The 15824-nt window shown below is 53.7% G+C and carries 16 protein-coding genes; 11 read left to right on the top strand and 5 right to left on the bottom strand.

Annotation, left to right across the window (positions count from 1 at the left end):
- Window positions 1-70: 70 nt before the first annotated feature.
- Complete coding sequence (cobS, locus tag ABJI30_RS09905; protein ID WP_348018029.1) at window positions 71-1060, bottom strand: cobaltochelatase subunit CobS; 990 nt, start codon at window positions 1058-1060, stop codon at window positions 71-73.
- 53 nt (window positions 1061-1113) lie between these two features.
- A complete protein-coding gene (locus tag ABJI30_RS09900) occupies window positions 1114-1716 on the bottom strand; it encodes a J domain-containing protein (protein WP_348018028.1) in 603 nt (200 codons plus the stop codon).
- A 67-nt stretch (window positions 1717-1783) separates the two neighbouring features.
- Between ABJI30_RS09900 and ABJI30_RS09895 the strand changes: the two genes are divergently transcribed.
- Window positions 1784-2068 (top strand): BolA family protein, encoded by a 285-nt coding sequence (locus tag ABJI30_RS09895; protein WP_348018027.1) that lies wholly within the window; start codon window positions 1784-1786, stop codon window positions 2066-2068.
- Window positions 2065-2430: a cupin domain-containing protein gene (locus ABJI30_RS09890; RefSeq protein WP_348018026.1), complete on the top strand. Its 366-nt coding sequence runs from the start codon at window positions 2065-2067 to the stop codon at window positions 2428-2430. The genes ABJI30_RS09895 and ABJI30_RS09890 overlap by 4 nt, the downstream gene beginning before the upstream one ends.
- Here ABJI30_RS09890 and ABJI30_RS09885 read toward each other — a convergent pair.
- Both ABJI30_RS09885 and ABJI30_RS09880 read right to left on the bottom strand, forming a co-directional pair.
- Window positions 2427-2903, bottom strand: coding sequence for a hypothetical protein (locus ABJI30_RS09885; protein ID WP_348018025.1), 477 nt, complete (start codon window positions 2901-2903; stop codon window positions 2427-2429). The genes ABJI30_RS09890 and ABJI30_RS09885 overlap by 4 nt on opposite strands.
- A gap of 36 nt (window positions 2904-2939) precedes the next feature.
- The gene (locus ABJI30_RS09880; RefSeq protein ID WP_348018024.1) at window positions 2940-3989 is read right to left on the bottom strand and encodes a DUF2332 domain-containing protein; all 1050 of its coding nucleotides are present in this window, start codon (window positions 3987-3989) and stop codon (window positions 2940-2942) included.
- Between the two features lie 53 nt (window positions 3990-4042).
- On the opposite strand from ABJI30_RS09880, the gene hisG reads away from it, so the two are divergent.
- The 9 genes from hisG to ABJI30_RS09835 all read left to right on the top strand — a co-directional run bounded on the left by hisG (window position 4043) and on the right by ABJI30_RS09835 (window position 13073).
- A complete protein-coding gene (gene hisG / locus ABJI30_RS09875) occupies window positions 4043-4693 on the top strand; it encodes an ATP phosphoribosyltransferase (RefSeq protein ID WP_348018023.1) in 651 nt (216 codons plus the stop codon).
- Entirely contained in the window at window positions 4693-5985 is a 1293-nt protein-coding gene (gene hisD / locus ABJI30_RS09870; RefSeq protein WP_348018022.1) for a histidinol dehydrogenase, read from the top strand. The genes hisG and hisD overlap by 1 nt, the downstream gene beginning before the upstream one ends.
- Complete coding sequence (gene nusB / locus ABJI30_RS09865) at window positions 5982-6428, top strand: transcription antitermination factor NusB (RefSeq protein ID WP_348018021.1); 447 nt, start codon at window positions 5982-5984, stop codon at window positions 6426-6428. Before hisD ends, nusB begins: the two co-directional genes overlap by 4 nt.
- Before the next feature lie 85 nt (window positions 6429-6513).
- A complete protein-coding gene (gene thiL / locus ABJI30_RS09860; protein ID WP_348018020.1) occupies window positions 6514-7449 on the top strand; it encodes a thiamine-phosphate kinase in 936 nt (311 codons plus the stop codon).
- Window positions 7450-7609: 160 nt separating this feature from the next.
- Window positions 7610-9745, top strand: coding sequence for a sodium-translocating pyrophosphatase (locus tag ABJI30_RS09855; RefSeq protein WP_348018019.1), 2136 nt, complete (start codon window positions 7610-7612; stop codon window positions 9743-9745).
- 148 nt (window positions 9746-9893) lie between these two features.
- The gene (locus ABJI30_RS09850) at window positions 9894-11129 is read left to right on the top strand and encodes a GNAT family N-acetyltransferase (RefSeq protein ID WP_348018018.1); all 1236 of its coding nucleotides are present in this window, start codon (window positions 9894-9896) and stop codon (window positions 11127-11129) included.
- Complete coding sequence (locus ABJI30_RS09845; RefSeq protein WP_348018017.1) at window positions 11126-12010, top strand: transcriptional regulator; 885 nt, start codon at window positions 11126-11128, stop codon at window positions 12008-12010. Before ABJI30_RS09850 ends, ABJI30_RS09845 begins: the two co-directional genes overlap by 4 nt.
- Before the next feature lie 12 nt (window positions 12011-12022).
- Window positions 12023-12328: a putative quinol monooxygenase gene (locus ABJI30_RS09840; RefSeq protein WP_348018016.1), complete on the top strand. Its 306-nt coding sequence runs from the start codon at window positions 12023-12025 to the stop codon at window positions 12326-12328.
- 172 nt (window positions 12329-12500) lie between these two features.
- A complete protein-coding gene (locus tag ABJI30_RS09835) occupies window positions 12501-13073 on the top strand; it encodes a hypothetical protein (RefSeq protein WP_348018015.1) in 573 nt (190 codons plus the stop codon).
- Here the strand turns inward: ABJI30_RS09835 and ABJI30_RS09830 are convergent.
- On the bottom strand, window positions 13070-15664 hold the full coding sequence (locus tag ABJI30_RS09830; protein ID WP_348018014.1) for an ABC transporter ATP-binding protein: 2595 nt from the start codon (window positions 15662-15664) through the stop codon (window positions 13070-13072). The genes ABJI30_RS09835 and ABJI30_RS09830 overlap by 4 nt on opposite strands.
- Window positions 15665-15824 lie beyond the last annotated feature (160 nt).

The raw sequence follows: 15824 nt of genomic DNA, 5'->3' as shown, positions 1-15824 counted from the left end.
GACATTCACAGAATTCTCGAGTCTTTTTTGCAGATTTTTTGTACGCGGCTGTTTGCGCGCCAACCAATGGTTAACTGCCAACCACGCTTTCTGGAAGTTCTTCACCAAAGACCCGCTGATAGTACTCAGCGACCAGCATTCGTTCGGCCTCATCGCACTTGTTGAGGAAGGACAGGCGAAAGGCAAAACCGATATTATTGAAGATTGCCGCATTTTGTGCCCAGCTGATTACTGTCCGGGGACTCATCACGGTTGAGATGTCGCCATTGACGAATCCTTGACGTGACAGATCGGCGACTTTGATCATGTTCTCGACAGTCTGGTCATTCGTTTCGGGCACCTTGGACAAGATGACCTTTGCTTCAGTCGCAGCAGGCAGATAGTTCAGCGTGACAACGATGTTCCAGCGGTCCATCTGACCCTGGTTGATCTGCTGTGTACCATGATAAAGACCGCTGGTATCACCCAAGCCAACCGTATTGGCAGTGGCGAACAACCGAAAATTCGGGTTGGGGCGGATTACCCGATTCTGGTCGAGCAGAGTTAGTTTGCCTTCGGCTTCAAGAACACGTTGAATCACAAACATGACATCAGGTCGGCCAGCATCATATTCGTCAAACACGAGAGCGGTTGGGGTCTGCAAGGCCCATGGCAGCAAACCTTCACGAAACTCGGTGACTTGCTGGCCATCTTTCAACACAATGGCATCGCGGCCAACCAGATCAATTCGACTGATATGGGCGTCCAGGTTGATCCGGATACACGGCCAGTTTAGACGTGCAGCTACCTGCTCGATATGGGTTGATTTGCCGGTGCCATGGAAACCCTGCACCATAACACGGCGGTTGAATGCAAAGCCCGCGAGGATCGCAGCTGTCGTGTCCTGATCGAACACATAGGAGGGATCCAGATCGGGAACGCGCTCATCCTTTTCGCTGAAGGCAGGAATTTGCATGTCGAGATCAATGCCGAACATTTCACGCGCATCAATGGTCTGATCCGGTGCGTCTAGTACGGTCTCGCCGCTGCCATCAGGATGGGTGTTGGGAATGTCAGTCATGTCTGTCCTTCGAAAACTCAAGCTGCCCTAAGAAAAGCAAACAGCCAGAGCCACTATCTAAAATCCGGTGATTCCTTAAGCTGCGTATAGGCCGCAATCACGTTTGCCAACTGTTTCTCGTGACTTCTATCGCCGCCATTGCGATCAGGATGATATTTGCGCACCAGTTCCGAATAGCGTCGACGGATATCACTGCGCACGGCTTCCTCGCCAAGCCCTAGCGTCTTGAGCGCTTTTTGGTCGGCTTTGCTGATCGCGGGTCCAGGTCTTTGCGGCCTGGCAACACTTGCTGTAAATCTTGCACCGATGGCGTCCAGAGGGTCCTTGAAATCCGCCCAGGCAGGTCCCGCTGTCGGGCCTGCATCATAGATTCGCCTGTTGCTGTCCCAACCATGGATCGGATGCTGCGCTTCAAAAACCTGTTCTGCGTCCATACCCTCGAAATAATCGTAATCCTGATTAAACTCTCGGACGTGGTCGAGGCAAAGCCAGCGATATTCGCCCGGGCCATCATAGCCATGACGCGCGCCATAAATGGGCGGAGCGCGAAATTCTCCTTCTTCGGCACATCCCTCAACCGCACAAGCCTGACCATCGGTTTCGACGCGGCCATGGAAACGATTGGGCTTTTTCTTCTGAGAATCGGAGGAAGGCAATTTTTTTGTCCGGGCAGAGGATGGAATTGGCGTTCGCAAAACAACGCGAAGCTTCTATATAGGCAGGATGGAAACAGAATCAAAAGGGCCCGTGGCCACCGAGATAGAAAAACGGCTTTTGGCGGAGCTTTCCCCGAGCGCACTCAACGTTATCAACGACAGCGCCAGCCATCACGGCCACGCCGGCGATGATGGGAGTGGAGAATCGCATTTTACGGTCGAAATCGAGTGCGCGGCGTTTGAAGGGCAATCCCGGCTGAACCGCCAGCGGATGGTCAACAAGGCGCTGGGCGACCTGATGCAGGAAAAAGTCCACGCAATGGCGATCAAGGCGCGGGCTCCGGGCGAGTGATCCAAAAAGTCAATCTCGCCGAAGCGTTCGCAACTTTCTCTGATCACTGGTCACCGAAAATTGCTGGCGATATCAATGATGCTCAGATAAAGCTCGCCAAATTTGCGGGCAAGTTTGACTGGCATCATCATGAGGATGAAGACGAGCTGTTTCTTGTTGTGTTGGGCACGATGCGCATGGGATTGCGGACAGGTGACATCGATGTAGAGGCCGGTGAGTTTATCATTATCCCACGCGGCGTGGAACATCGCCCGGAGGGAATAGGGGGCGAATGTCACGTCTTGTTGCTGGAACCCAAGACGATTTTGAACACCGGTAATGTAGTGACGGAAAAGACCGTCGAACAACCTGATCGGCTTTAGACTGGTTGTCTGCGTAGATTGTCTATTCCGTATTCCCGCCGAATATCCGACACGGGAACATCCAGATAGCGCTGATAATCATTCCACACCCATTTGCGTTTCATATTGCGGGAACGAACGGCGATCCGGATGGCATTGGGTATGGAAAGGATCGTGGACATGATTAGTTTCGGCCAGCCAAACTCGGCAACCAGTTCCTTCTGTTCCGGCAAGTCAAAATATTTGCGCAATTCGACAAATCGGGCATCGGTTCCGAACAGGGTCCAGTAATCGGTCATGGCTTCCTGCTTGAAGGATGTGTCGAGCCCGAACAGGACATGGATTACATCATGTTGGTCCAGCAACGTCCGGGAGTCCAAGCCCGCAGCGGCAAATTTCCCGTCCAGTCCGGCGTGTTTGCGAAATTGATTGAGTGCCTCCCTCAACGGCAGGTTGGCATCGGTTTGATCGGGATTGAGAAGCACTACTGACATGAATGTAGGTTAGCACGGAAAGCGTAAAATATCAAGCTAACCAAGCCATTTAATCCACGCGCCATGCGCATGCGCTTCGCCAAGCTTGACCGGCTGGCCGCCATCTGGCCAGCGCCGCGCAATCAATTCATGGCGATAGGTTTCGCGGTTGGCTTCCAGCGATAGCCAGGCAAGGGGGCGTTCGGCGGTTGCCCGTTTACCGGCTTCTTCCATGGCCTGGCTGATCCGTTCGCGGCCTGCTTTCGGAATATATTGCCAGACGATGGAATGGACGAGGATCCGCGTGACTCCAGATTGTTGCGGCCTGGAGAGTTGTTCTAGCATCCAGTCATCTGCATTTGCAGCCTCAAGTTGTGGGGGTTTTTGTTCAACCAGTGCTATCCCTTTTTTCATGCGGTCAAACCGGATCGTGTGTTCCGGCCAGATATAGGCCGTCAGGCGGCGAGCTTGTGTGGGGTCGGCCAGATCAACCGGCGCAATGTCGCAGCCGCGGATTGAGTCAAATGCAAAGCGCGCATCGGGCGGCGGCGGTCCTTCCCATTCGGGTTCGAATGACAAAGCTGCGTTTTCGGCTCCAACAGAAACACCAGACAATTCATAATGATAGCGATCAATCATCAGATTTAGTCCTGCGCTCGATCCGATTTCCAATATCTCGTAGCGTGACGGCATTCCAGCTGCCGTAAGCCACAACAAGCCTGCAATATAGGAGGATGACCGGCCCGCTTCGTTGGTTTGAGGTGGAGACTCAAGCCAAGGCAGGAGCTGCGCCTCATCCCTGGCGATGGTTTGTGCGACAATCTGTTCGGCGCGCCTGGCAGCTGAGGGGTCGCCATTGTAGATGGCTGACAATTCCGAATGTTGACCTGCGAGATGCAATGCATGGAAACCGCCGGCCACGCGCAAGGGCAGCGCATCCGCCAACGGATTGCCTTCCCATCCCAAAATGCGGCCTCCCAACGTCGTTGTTTCATCGATTGCGCCTATAATCGCTTCGACCACACGGCCCGTGACGGGGGCACCATTGGATCGACAATATTCAATCTGATTGGAGAAGGCGGCCCGAACTCGCTCTTGATTCGACATATTGGTCCTTTCTCCATTGCCCTTTTCGCGGCACAGCATTAGAGCGCGCATCTATGGCTGAACCGCTGATCTTTGCAATCCCCAAGGGACGAATTCTCGACGAGGCACTGCCTTTGCTCGCCAAAGTCGGTATCGAGCCGACACCGGAATTTTTCGACAAGAGCAACCGGTCGCTGATGTTCGCCACCAATCAGGCACATGTTTCGATCATCCGCGTGCGCGCTTTTGATGTCGCGACCTTTGTTGCGCATGGTGCCGCGCAGATCGGCATTGTCGGGTCCGATGTGGTCGAAGAATTTGACTATAGCGAGCTTTATGCACCGGTGGACCTCGGCATAGGCCGCTGCCGTCTGTCAGTGGCCCAACCCAAAGATGACGCCGAGCAAATCGGCAATATCTCGCATATCCGGGTCGCCACCAAATATCCCAATCTGACCAGTCGCCATTTTGAATCGCTGGGTATCCAGGCAGAATGTGTGAAGCTCAATGGGGCAATGGAGCTGGCACCATCTCTGGGTCTCTCCCGGCACATTGTGGATCTGGTAGAATCCGGCAGCACACTGAAAGCCAATAATCTGGTCGAAACCGATCGTATTCTGGATATATCCGGCCGTCTGGTGGTCAATCGCGCGGCGTTCAAGATGCGCAGTGCAGAACTCACCCCGATGGTACAGAAATTCCGCGAACTGGCAGGACAAGTGTAATGCCATTGCGGCTCGCCACTTCCGACGCTGGATTCGATGCAGCTTTTGACGCGCTGGTCAATGCACGACGAGAATCTGATGACGATGTTTCCGCCGATGTCGCTGCAATCATCAGGGATGTCCGCCGGAATGGCGATGAAGCTGTTTCGCAGCTGACACGGAAATTTGACGGCCATGATCTCGATTTTACGGGCTGGCAGATCTCGTCGCTGGAATGCGAAGCAGCGCTGGACGGTCTTGATCCCAATCTGCGTATTGCACTGGAGCTCGCGGCTTTGCGCATTCGGGATTATCATGAGGGGCAAAGACCGGATAATCGGGACTTTCAGGATGATGCCGGCGTTCGAATAGGCGCGCGTTGGAATGCAGTGGAGCGTGCAGGGATTTATATTCCCGGTGGCCGTGCTGCCTATCCATCTTCTGTACTGATGAACGCAATCCCGGCCAAAGTTGCGGGCGTGGACCGCCTTGTCATGGTCACGCCCACGCCAGGCGGAGAAGTGAATTCGCTGGTTCTGGCAGCAGCACAAATTGCTGGTGTAGACGAAATCTGGCGCATAGGCGGCGCGCAGGCCGTGGCAGCTCTGGCGTTCGGTACCGACAACCTCACCGCGGTTGATGTCATCACCGGACCCGGCAATGCATGGGTCGCCGAAGCCAAACGACAGGTCTACGGTGTGGTCGGCATTGATATGGTAGCCGGACCGTCTGAAATCGTGGTTGTCGCGGATGGTCAGAATAATCCAGACTGGATCGCCGCCGACTTGTTGTCGCAGGCTGAACATGATCCGACCAGTCAATCCATCCTGTTTACGGACGACGCAGCTTTTGCGGATATGGTTTTCGATAGTGTGGACGCACAGCTTAAAACCTTGAAGACAGAACAGACTGCATCGACCAGCTGGACTGATAATGGAGCGATCATAACAGTCGACCGCCTCGAAAAGGCGATCCCGCTGATTGACCGGCTGGCTGCGGAACATCTTGAGCTGGCGGTGGATGATCCGCAGGTTATGTTCAACAAGGTCCGGCACGCTGGTTCGGTGTTTCTGGGTCGCCACACTCCAGAGGCGATAGGCGACTATGTTGCGGGACCCAACCATGTCTTGCCAACTGGCCGCCGTGCCCGTTTTTCCTCTGGGCTGTCCGTCACCGATTTCATGAAGCGCACCAGCTTCCTGCAGTGCGATGATGTCGCGTTGGCCAAAATCGGCCCTGCGGCTGTCGCTCTCGCCGAAGCCGAAGGCCTTCCTGCCCATGCCGCCAGTGTCCAGAAAAGATTGAACCCATGACCGCAAAATCTTCCTCCCGATCCGCCGCCAGGCTTGCAGCTGTTCAGGCACTTTTCCAGCACGATATGGAACAGACACCGCTTCCGCGTTTGCTGAAGGAATTTCATGATCACCGGCTCGGCGCAGAGATTGAAGATGATCAATATCAGGCTGCCGAAGTCGACTTCTTTGACGAAATAGTCGTCGGGACGACTGAAAAGCGTGACGAGATTGATGCGTTAATCACCGAAAAACTGGCGTCTGGCTGGTCTGTGGGGCGTCTCGACAAAACCATGTTGCAAATTCTGCGCGCAGGCAGTTTTGAACTACTTGTGCGGGAGGATGTTTCTACCGCGGTCGTAATCGATGAATATGTTGATGTAGCGCACGCCTTTTTTGATCAGAAGGAAAGCGGCTTCGTCAACGGATTGCTTGATGCAATTGCCAAAAAGGTGAGGAGCTGACACATTGCTCTTTGCCTTCCGGCACGGGGAATGGTTTTGTTAGTATCTGATGTGGGGCACATCCTTTTGTTTCTAAGGGGCCCAATTGACTGAACTGGATTTTATCGACCAGCTGAAAAAGCTGGCCACGCACCCCGCTGCTCGCGGACTTTCTGACGACGCGGCTGTCCTTCCTTTCGGCAGACACAAACTTGTGATGACCCACGACATGCTCGTCGAGGGCATTCACTTTCTGTCCAATGCCGATCCAGCCGATGTCGCGTGGAAGCTTGTCGCGGTAAACCTGTCGGATCTCGCTGCCAAGGGTGCCAAACCGCTGGGCATCTTAATGGGTTATAGCCGCACCGACGACGATGCCTGGGATGCCGCCTTCGTGAGAGGGCTGAGGGAAGCCATAACCCATTTTGGCGTTCCGCTGCTCGGTGGAGATACGGTCTCGTCGGGCAACAACAAGAAACGGACATTGGGATTAACAGCCTTTGGCGAATCCAAGGGGCATATCGTCCCGGCTCGCAGCGGTGCAGTGCCGGGACATGCAGTCTATGTGACGGGTCGAATAGGTGACGCGTGGGGCGGGTTGCAACTGGCGTCGGGGAAAGCCCATGGGGCTGATTTCGAGATTACGGCGGCTTTGCTCAAAGCCCATAACCGTCCTCGTCCCCGGCTTGACGATGGACGGGCTTTGTCATCGCTGGTGAGTAGCATGATGGATGTATCAGACGGCTTGTTGCTGGATGCCTCGCGCATTGCAGATGCCAGCGGGATCAACATTGAAATTGATCTTGACGCAGTTCCGCTCTCGGATCCCTTTGTTTCCGTGTTCGGGGATGATGAAGAAGCGCGGATGAGCGCAGCAACCGGAGGCGATGACTATCAACTGTTGCTGACTGCCAGTCCCGAAACGGTACTGCCGATAAAACTGACGAAAATTGGAAAGTGCAAGTCCGGAACCGGTGTGTCTTTGGTGCAGCATGGGGAACAAGTTGGTTTGCCGGAAACACTTGGCTTTGTTCACGCTTGACCAATTCAGATTTCTATCAAATTCAATAGTCTGGTGTGCAGCGGGCTGAACCGCTGAAATCAGGGGTTGCGCGTTCTGCGCTTCCCGCACTATAGCCTAGCGCGTTAACGTCCCGGTCATCGGGGCGTTTTGCTATAAAAAGTAGGGGAGAGTACAGCAAATGACTGTTGTCACCATTTCAATTCTATGCGGTTTTATTGCCGTATTATACGGGTTTATCACAAGCCGTCAGGTGCTGGGGGCACCTGCAGGCAACGAAAAAATGCAGGATATTGCTGCTGCAATTCAAGAAGGTGCACAAGCCTATCTGAACCGGCAATATCGCGCGATCGCAATCGTTGGCGTTGTCGTCGCGGTTCTGGTCTATGTCTTTCTGGACATGTCTCGCGGCGGTGTTCCGATTTCGACCATTGGTTTCTTGCTGGGTTCGATCCTGTCAGGTGTTGCGGGCTATGTCGGCATGAACATTTCTGTTCGTGCGAATGTCCGCACGGCACAAGGCGCAAGTGACAGCTTGCAAACCGGTTTGACCGTTGCCTTCCGCGCAGGTGCTGTAACCGGTATGCTGGTGGCTGGACTGGCTCTTCTTGCGATCTCGATCTTCTTCTGGATTTTAACCACGCAAATGGGCCTTGAAGCCAAAAGCCGCGAAGTCATCGATTCTCTGGTTGCTCTGGCATTCGGTGCTTCACTGATTTCGATCTTTGCACGTCTGGGCGGCGGTATTTTTACCAAAGCAGCTGACGTTGGAGCGGATCTGGTGGGCAAGGTGGAAGCTGGCATCCCTGAGGATGATCCGCGCAACCCTGCGACTATCGCCGATAATGTGGGCGACAATGTCGGTGACTGTGCCGGTATGGCTGCCGACTTGTTCGAGACCTACGTTGTGACTGTTGGCGCCACCATGGTGCTGCTGGCTCTTTTGTTCGGAGACCTGGTTGGAGACTCGATGCTCAATGGCCTGATGGCTCTACCTCTCATTGTTGGCGGTGTTTGTATTATCACCTCCATCATCGGTACCTATATGGTCCGTCTGGGAAGCAGCAACAACATCATGGGCGCTTTGTACAAGGGCTTCATCACAACCGCGATTTTGTCGATCCCGGCAATCTACTATGTCACCATGCGTTCGCTCGGTGACATGAATGCGGTTATCGGCGCTGGCCTTGACGGTACGGGCGGTTTCACCGGCATGGCCTTGTTCTGGTCGATGATGGTTGGTCTGGCCGTTACTGGCCTGATCATCTGGATCACTGAATATTACACGGGTACGGAATATCGCCCGGTACGTTCAATCGCCAAATCTTCGGAAACGGGTCACGGTACTAACGTGATCCAGGGTCTGGCGATTTCAATGGAAGCTACCGCTTTGCCTACTCTGGTTATCGTGGTTGGCATCGTTGTGGCGTTCCAGTTGGCAGGCCTGATCGGTATCGCTTTTGCAGCAACTGCAATGCTGGCACTTGCGGGCATGGTTGTCGCGCTCGACGCTTACGGGCCGGTTACAGACAATGCTGGCGGTATCGCCGAAATGTCTGGGCTGGACGAAAGCGTTCGCAACAAGACAGATGCGCTTGACGCTGTGGGTAATACCACAAAAGCAGTGACCAAAGGTTATGCCATTGGTTCTGCGGGCTTGGCGGCACTGGTGCTTTTCTCGGCTTACACTGCCGACCTCAAAGAGTTCTTCCCGAACCTTGAAGTCAGCTTCAGTCTTGAAAACCCATATGTGATCGTGGGCTTGCTGCTGGGTGCATTGCTGCCATATCTCTTCGGTTCGATGGGTATGACCGCTGTGGGCCGCGCTGCTGGTGACGTTGTTGTCGATGTTCGCGACCAGTTTGCGAAAGACTCCGGTATCATGGATGGCACTTCCCGTCCCAACTATGCACGGACAGTGGACCTTGTGACCAAAGCCGCGATCAAGGAAATGATCCTGCCATCGCTGCTTCCTGTATTGGCTCCGATTGTGGTCTATTTTGCGATCACAGCGGTTGCGGGTCAGGCAAATGGCTTTGCTGCACTTGGTGCCTTGTTGCTCGGTGTGATCGTCTCTGGTCTGTTTGTTGCTCTGTCGATGACAGCTGGCGGCGGCGCTTGGGACAATGCCAAGAAATATATCGAAGACGGCAATCACGGTGGCAAGGGCTCAGACGCTCACCATGCTGCGGTGACCGGTGATACTGTTGGTGATCCTTACAAGGATACTGCAGGTCCAGCCGTTAACCCGATGATCAAGATCACCAATATTGTGGCGTTGTTGCTTCTTGCAGCTTTGGCACACGGCGTAGCGTAACCCGCTAAATCAATTGGTTGAAAAAGCCCCGCCGGAAGAGATTTCGGCGGGGTTTTTCTATGCTCCAAATGATCGTGAAACACACAAATGGCGTTAATCGGATATTACCCAAATTCTGCTAGCAAAGCCGTCTTGAATTTTGTGGCAGATGGGGATCGAACAACCAATGGATGCAGGCGGGTTTCAGGCCAAAAACATAAGTGCGGACAGCTATGAACATAGCGACTGTATTTGTCTGGTTGCGTCCGCATCAGATGAATTGCTGCCTGTCACAGCGCTGGAACGCGATCATCTGCCGGCCTGGCAAAAGCTCGCCAGCAATGCCAGCGAACCCAATATATTTTATGAAAACTGGATGCTGGAACCTGCGCTCAGACATTTCAAGGGCAATGCCGGTCTACATATTTTTCTGTTCTGGGCCGGTGTTCCGCTGAAATCCGATCTGCTGGGTTTGTTACCGCTCGGCCCTTCCCGAAACTTTGGTCGCTGGCCGGTGCCTCATGTTCAGAACTGGATGCACCATAACAGTTTTCTGGGAACGCCCCTCGTTCGCAAAGGATTTGAGAACCAGTTCTGGACCCGCTTGTTTGCAAGACTGGATGATGTCAGCTGGCCAGGCTTTTTTCACCTCAACGGGCTGACTGTTGGCGGTTCGATGGACCAGGCTTTGCGGGAAGTATGTTGCCGTCAGGGTCGTCGCTGTGATCTTGTTTATAGTGAGGCGCGCGCATTCCTTGAAAGCAATCTCGATGCAGGGGCATATTTTGAGCAGAATATGCGCAGCAAAAAACGTAAGGAATTACGGCGACAGAAAAAGCGGCTCGGTGAACTGGGAGTTCTGCAATTTGCAACCAGCCGTGATGACGCCGCTCTTGAACAATGGACCTCAGAGTTTCTGGCTCTCGAACGACGGGGTTGGAAAGGGCGCAATGGATCGGCCCTCGATTGCTCAGATGAGACCCGTGGGTTTTTTGCCGGGATATTGAAACACGCAGCATCCGCTGGCCAGCTCGAGCGCCACGACTTGCGACTCGATGGAAAACCTCTGGCGATGTTGGTCAATTTTATATCCGGTGCCGGAAGCTTCTCTTTCAAAACCGCTTTTGACGAAGACTATGCCCGCTTTTCGCCTGGTGTGCTTTTGCAACGCGAAAATCTGAATATTCTTAACGATCCCTGCGTGCAGTGGATGGATAGCTGTGCCGCGGAAAACCACCCGATGATTGATAGCCTGTGGTCGGGACGTCGCCATGTCGGGCGCTTCTCGGTTGAAATGAAAGGGTTGTCGCGCACGGCGATTTTCAGAGGTGTACGTTTTGGCGAGGAAATCATGGCTCAACTCAAGGGCCGTGAGATTATTGACGTAATGGAGGACGGGAAATGAACCAGATTTCCGGAAGCAAAGCTTTTCAGAAGCAGGTCTTTGGCAAGGAGATGCGTTCCGAGTTCACGACTTGCTATCCGGAGCAAACGCGCGTCTTCGACCATGGATTGATATCGCACGAGTTGCTGACACTTGATGCTCTGGCCAGGTTGGGGACCGCTCTGCCGGCATCATGCGTTGAATATAATCCCGGCGATCTGCCGGTTGGTATTGCTCCTGAAGATGTACCCAGCAACGGTATGACGATTGCGGACACGATATTGATGATCGAAAACTCGGCAAGCTGGGCAGTGCTGAAGAATATAGAGCAGATGCCAGAATATAAGGCTCTGCTGATGTCCTTGCTGGAAGAAATTCGACCGATTCTGGAAAGCAAAACCGGTAAACTTCTCAAGCCTCAAGGCTTTCTGTTTGTGTCATCACCCAATGCAATGACACCATATCATTTTGATCCCGAGCACAATATTTTGCTGCAACTGCGCGGCGAGAAATGCATGACGGTTTTTCCGGCTGGTGACGAGCAATTTGCACCGGCAACCCTGCATGAGACCTACCATACGGGCGGCCCGCGGAATCTCGTCTGGAAAGACGAATTTCTGCAAAATGGCAAGGCACATCGTCTGGTTCCCGGCAAGGCGATTTTTGTTCCCGTCATGGCACCGCATTTCGTCAGAAATGGACCGGAGCCAAGCATCTCTCTATCGATTACCTGGCGTTCCGACTGGAGCTTTGCCGAAGCGGATGCTCACGCGTTGAATGGCTGGCTGCGTCAACGCGGATACAGTCCGAATCCGCCTGGGCGGTTTCCCGCGCAGAACAAAGCCAAAGCTCTGGCCTGGAGGGCCATGCGAAAATTGCATTTGACCGGAGATATGGGTTAGGATCTTCGGATCATGATCATCATCACCGGCTCTGTTCAGACGAATTTCGATAACCGTGACGAGATCCGTGCAACCTGTGCCGAGCATAGCGCGCGTTCCAGGAGTGAACCGGGTTGTATCTCGCACAATGTTCATATTGATTGTGAACAACCAGACAGGCTGTTCTTCTATGAGCAGTGGGAGGATGAAGCTGCTGTCGCAACCCATTTCCGCGTATCGGCATCCCGGAAATTTGTGACCCGGCTGACCGCTTTGGCCGGTTATCGCCCTGAAATGCACATCTTCAAAGCTGACGAGGTTTCACCAGATCAGCTCTGACGAATGAATTCCGAAAATGCCGTTGGTCGACGGTGCAAAAGCTTTGGCAGAACAACCGTTGCCGGATGACCGTTGCCGAGTTCTAAAACATGCTGGGAGGGGGCATCCAATGCTTCTGATCAGGTACACAGGCCTGACGAGCGGGTCCGGAATCCTTGGGGGATATATGAAAATGAATATTTTGACTGCACTGGTTGCAGGATCATTGAGTCTAAGCGCTGCAATAGCCGCAGACACAAGCACGGGCGGATCTGCGGATCCTTTGGCTGATGTCGGGATGGACAAGTCGGAAGGCTGTATGACCGGCCCGATGGCGCAATTTGGTCGATATCTCGGAGACTGGGATATCGCAGACGAACAATTGTCTCAGGATGGAACCACCTGGACGGCGGGAGCTGGTGCCCGCTGGAATTTCACATGTCTCGGAAATGGCACTGCGATCCAGGATTTCTGGATGCCTAATGGCGGAGGCTTTGGAACCAATTTGCGCATGTATGACAAGGCTACGGATAGTTGGGATATTGCGTGGTCCAACAACAGCACTCCAGCAATGGCTCATATTTCCGCGAAGGAAAATGAATCCGGAAATATCGTCATGCATTATGTCGCGCCAAAACCCACACCGGCACGACGGATTACCTTTTTTCCACCCACTGAAAATTCATGGAACTGGCAGCTGGAAATTTCAACAGATGGCGAGAAAAGCTGGCGGACCGTTTATCGGATAAAGGCCACCCGTCGCTAGAACCGTTTGCGGAAACTCACTTCGACATAACGCCCGATTGGATCGACAAATCCGCGCTGATAGCTGAGCGGCACCAATCCGTTTGAATCGCGTACATCCTGAATATCGTCAAAGATATTGTTCACGCGCAGGGCGATGCGGCTGTTCTTCAGGAACTTGACGTTCTCGGTCAGTTTCCCGCGATCGTTGAGGTTGATGAACATCCGCATATTCAATGTGGTGAGATCAGAAAAGCTCAAGTCCGACCCTGTCAATCCGCCGCTGATCCGGGTTGCGCTTTGGTGTTCGCCGCGCACGCGAAAGCCTATTCCGTTGTTGAACCAACCGCCTTCCAGTTCGAACTTGTGGCGCGGACTGCCGCCATTTGATCCGGTCGCCGAGCCGTTCAGCAAGTCCAGCTCTTCGACGCCAGGTCGGATAAGGATTCGATCCTGCATGCGGATGGTGTGATAGGCTGAAACCCGCCAGCGACCGCCGCGTCGTCGGTTGGCTCCGCGACCACCAGGCCTTCTGGATCGTGCGCTTTGAGGCCGTTGCGGGCTGGCTTGCGTGTTTGTCTCTAGTGGTGTGCCCGCAGCAGGTTCTGGACTTCGGTTCGGGCGTGCGCTGCCGCCCGGACGGCCTGAAGGCCGGGCATTGGGATTTCTTTCCCGGCGCCCGGATGCTCCGGTTCTGCCGCCACGCCGCTGGCCAAAGCGTTTCGAGAAATTCAATCCATATCGAACCGTCTCTCTTCGAACTTCGCTGTAGGTGACGGGGCGGCGATCAATTGCGATCAGCCAACCGTCATTGTCGCGAGTCACGCGATCCTGAAACGCGGCCTCAATCTCGGGCGTCAGCAACGGGAAGCTGGTTGCAACATTCTCGCTATTGTTGCGGTTATACTCGACAAGCAAGGACAGATTATCCATCCATTTTGGTCGATAGCTTAGCGCCAGCTTGACGTCGCGCCGTTTTTCCGCGGGCAGGTTCCGATTTCCGCCAGTCGTAATATCAGCCAACACCGTTTCGCCATTTGTGAAATCAAAGATCGCTACATTGGGCGTCGTGATCAATGGATTGCCAAGCTGTGCGATTTCGGGGGCAGCCTCTTCACCAATTGCCGAGGCAGTGAAAACAAGACCATCCAGCGGTTCCCAATTCAATCCAAAACCAAATTCCAGCAATCCTCCAAAATCGGACAATTCGCTGTAGCCGAGATTTCCGTTGATCGAGAATTTGCCGATCGTGTCGACGACATCGATATTCTCGTCCGCCAGAGGAATTTCAAAATTAAAGCCAGTGTTGAAATCATTACGTGCGAGACTGCTGTTGGTAGTAACGCCATCCGTTATGTCGCGGCTGTCGATGCTCTCGCGGTCATATCCGCCGCGTAACGTGACGATAACCGGACCCGAGGGGAGCGTCAAAAGCGTTCCCGAAATCGTTGCCAGGCTGTCTATCGTCTGATTGATTGCTCGTGCTTCATCGGTGCGAGGGCCCCCGATGAGCGAACCCAGATCGTCTGAGAACGGATCAACAATGCCAGCATTGATTGATGTCTGCAGGGCCGCAAGATCGGCGGATCGGTCGGTAGTCGTGTCAATTTGTTCCCGGATATATTCCGCGGTTAGGGACCAGCGCCATTCCGACAATTTTCCGTTCAAAGCTGCACCTGCTTTGCCTGTATGTGTCTTGACGTCACGACGGAGCGGCCCAAATTCCGGAAAATAGCGCAAGATGCTCTCGTCCACGGGCGAAATAGCGAACGGGCTGGTCGCCGGAACATCCAGACTTGCGTTTGGCAAGCCCTGCAAACGCCGGGAACGATCATATTCAAAGTCCCCGTTGATTGAAAGCGCCGTGCCGTTCTCAAACGTCCGGCTGTAATTCGTATTAAACTCGAGATTATCAGTCGATGCGGAAAGACTTCTGAAGTCACCCAGATTGACCGCAGCACCCTCGTCGCTCTGGATAATATTGCGGTCTGCTTCGCTAATCCCGGTATTTTTCTGATATTCGAGATTCAGGTTTATTCGGCTGTTCTTGCCAATGCGGGTAACGTTGGTTTCATATTCCGTGTGCAACCGATCGCCGCGGGTTGGCTGGCCAATCTCTCCTTCAAGACTAAAGCCGGTAAAATCATCTTTCAGTATGAAGTTAATGACGCGCTGGTCGGGGCGATAGCCATATTGCAATGCCAGTTCTTCGGGAAATACCTGTACATTTTTGATCGCTTCTGGAGGAAGATCGCGAACTTCACGAAAACCGGATGTACGCTGTCCGTTGATCAGGACAATTGGCCGGCCGCTGCCGCGACCCCGACTGGACGTGGTCTGCGCGGAGATGGCTGTCAGCAGATCCTGAACCGACGACGCTCCAAAACTGTCGATATCCGCACTGTCCAGTTCGAGAACCGGAGGGACATCGGTGACCACGGCACCTCGAGCATATTCTGCGATAACCACAATCTCTTCGTCCCTGCGTTCCGTTCCATCTTCGGATTGGGCGAGTACCGGGGTCGAATGAAGCGCGGTTGACAGGATCAGACCTGTAGCGAGCGACAGCTCAAATCGGCAACGGGCAATGTACGGTGGAGAACCTTTTTTCATTTTTCCGATATGGTCGCATTGGTGTCAGGGGAGAATATGGCCTGAATGACGGGGTTTCCGTCTGGAAACAATCATTTCCTTGTAATAATTTGTCGCAAGAATTTGCCGGAAAGCGACAAGCGACATCAAATCCTTCCCTTTTGCGGTATTTCCGTTTATG

It is taken from the genome of Parasphingorhabdus sp., from assembly GCF_039968395.1.
Lineage (GTDB): Bacteria > Pseudomonadota > Alphaproteobacteria > Sphingomonadales > Sphingomonadaceae > Parasphingorhabdus.
Note: the sequence above shows the minus strand (reverse complement) of the source record. Positions and strands in the feature narration are given on the sequence as shown.

Excerpts from the sequence above, each read along its gene's own strand:
- nusB (WP_348018021.1), top strand. The coding sequence starts at position 5,982 with ATGACCGCAAAATCTTCCTCCCGATCCGCCGCCAGGCTTGCAGCTGTT.
- ABJI30_RS09895 (WP_348018027.1), top strand. The coding sequence starts at position 1,784 with ATGGAAACAGAATCAAAAGGGCCCGTGGCCACCGAGATAGAAAAACGG.
- ABJI30_RS09855 (WP_348018019.1), top strand. The coding sequence starts at position 7,610 with ATGACTGTTGTCACCATTTCAATTCTATGCGGTTTTATTGCCGTATTA.
- hisD (WP_348018022.1), top strand. The coding sequence starts at position 4,693 with ATGCCATTGCGGCTCGCCACTTCCGACGCTGGATTCGATGCAGCTTTT.
- ABJI30_RS09885 (WP_348018025.1), bottom strand. The coding sequence starts at position 2,903 with ATGTCAGTAGTGCTTCTCAATCCCGATCAAACCGATGCCAACCTGCCG.
- ABJI30_RS09880 (WP_348018024.1), bottom strand. The coding sequence starts at position 3,989 with ATGTCGAATCAAGAGCGAGTTCGGGCCGCCTTCTCCAATCAGATTGAA.
- hisG (WP_348018023.1), top strand. The coding sequence starts at position 4,043 with ATGGCTGAACCGCTGATCTTTGCAATCCCCAAGGGACGAATTCTCGAC.
- ABJI30_RS09850 (WP_348018018.1), top strand. The coding sequence starts at position 9,894 with ATGGGGATCGAACAACCAATGGATGCAGGCGGGTTTCAGGCCAAAAAC.
- ABJI30_RS09830 (WP_348018014.1), bottom strand. The coding sequence starts at position 15,664 with ATGAAAAAAGGTTCTCCACCGTACATTGCCCGTTGCCGATTTGAGCTG.
- ABJI30_RS09840 (WP_348018016.1), top strand. The coding sequence starts at position 12,023 with ATGATCATCATCACCGGCTCTGTTCAGACGAATTTCGATAACCGTGAC.
- cobS (WP_348018029.1), bottom strand. The coding sequence starts at position 1,060 with ATGACTGACATTCCCAACACCCATCCTGATGGCAGCGGCGAGACCGTA.
- ABJI30_RS09845 (WP_348018017.1), top strand. The coding sequence starts at position 11,126 with ATGAACCAGATTTCCGGAAGCAAAGCTTTTCAGAAGCAGGTCTTTGGC.
- ABJI30_RS09835 (WP_348018015.1), top strand. The coding sequence starts at position 12,501 with ATGAATATTTTGACTGCACTGGTTGCAGGATCATTGAGTCTAAGCGCT.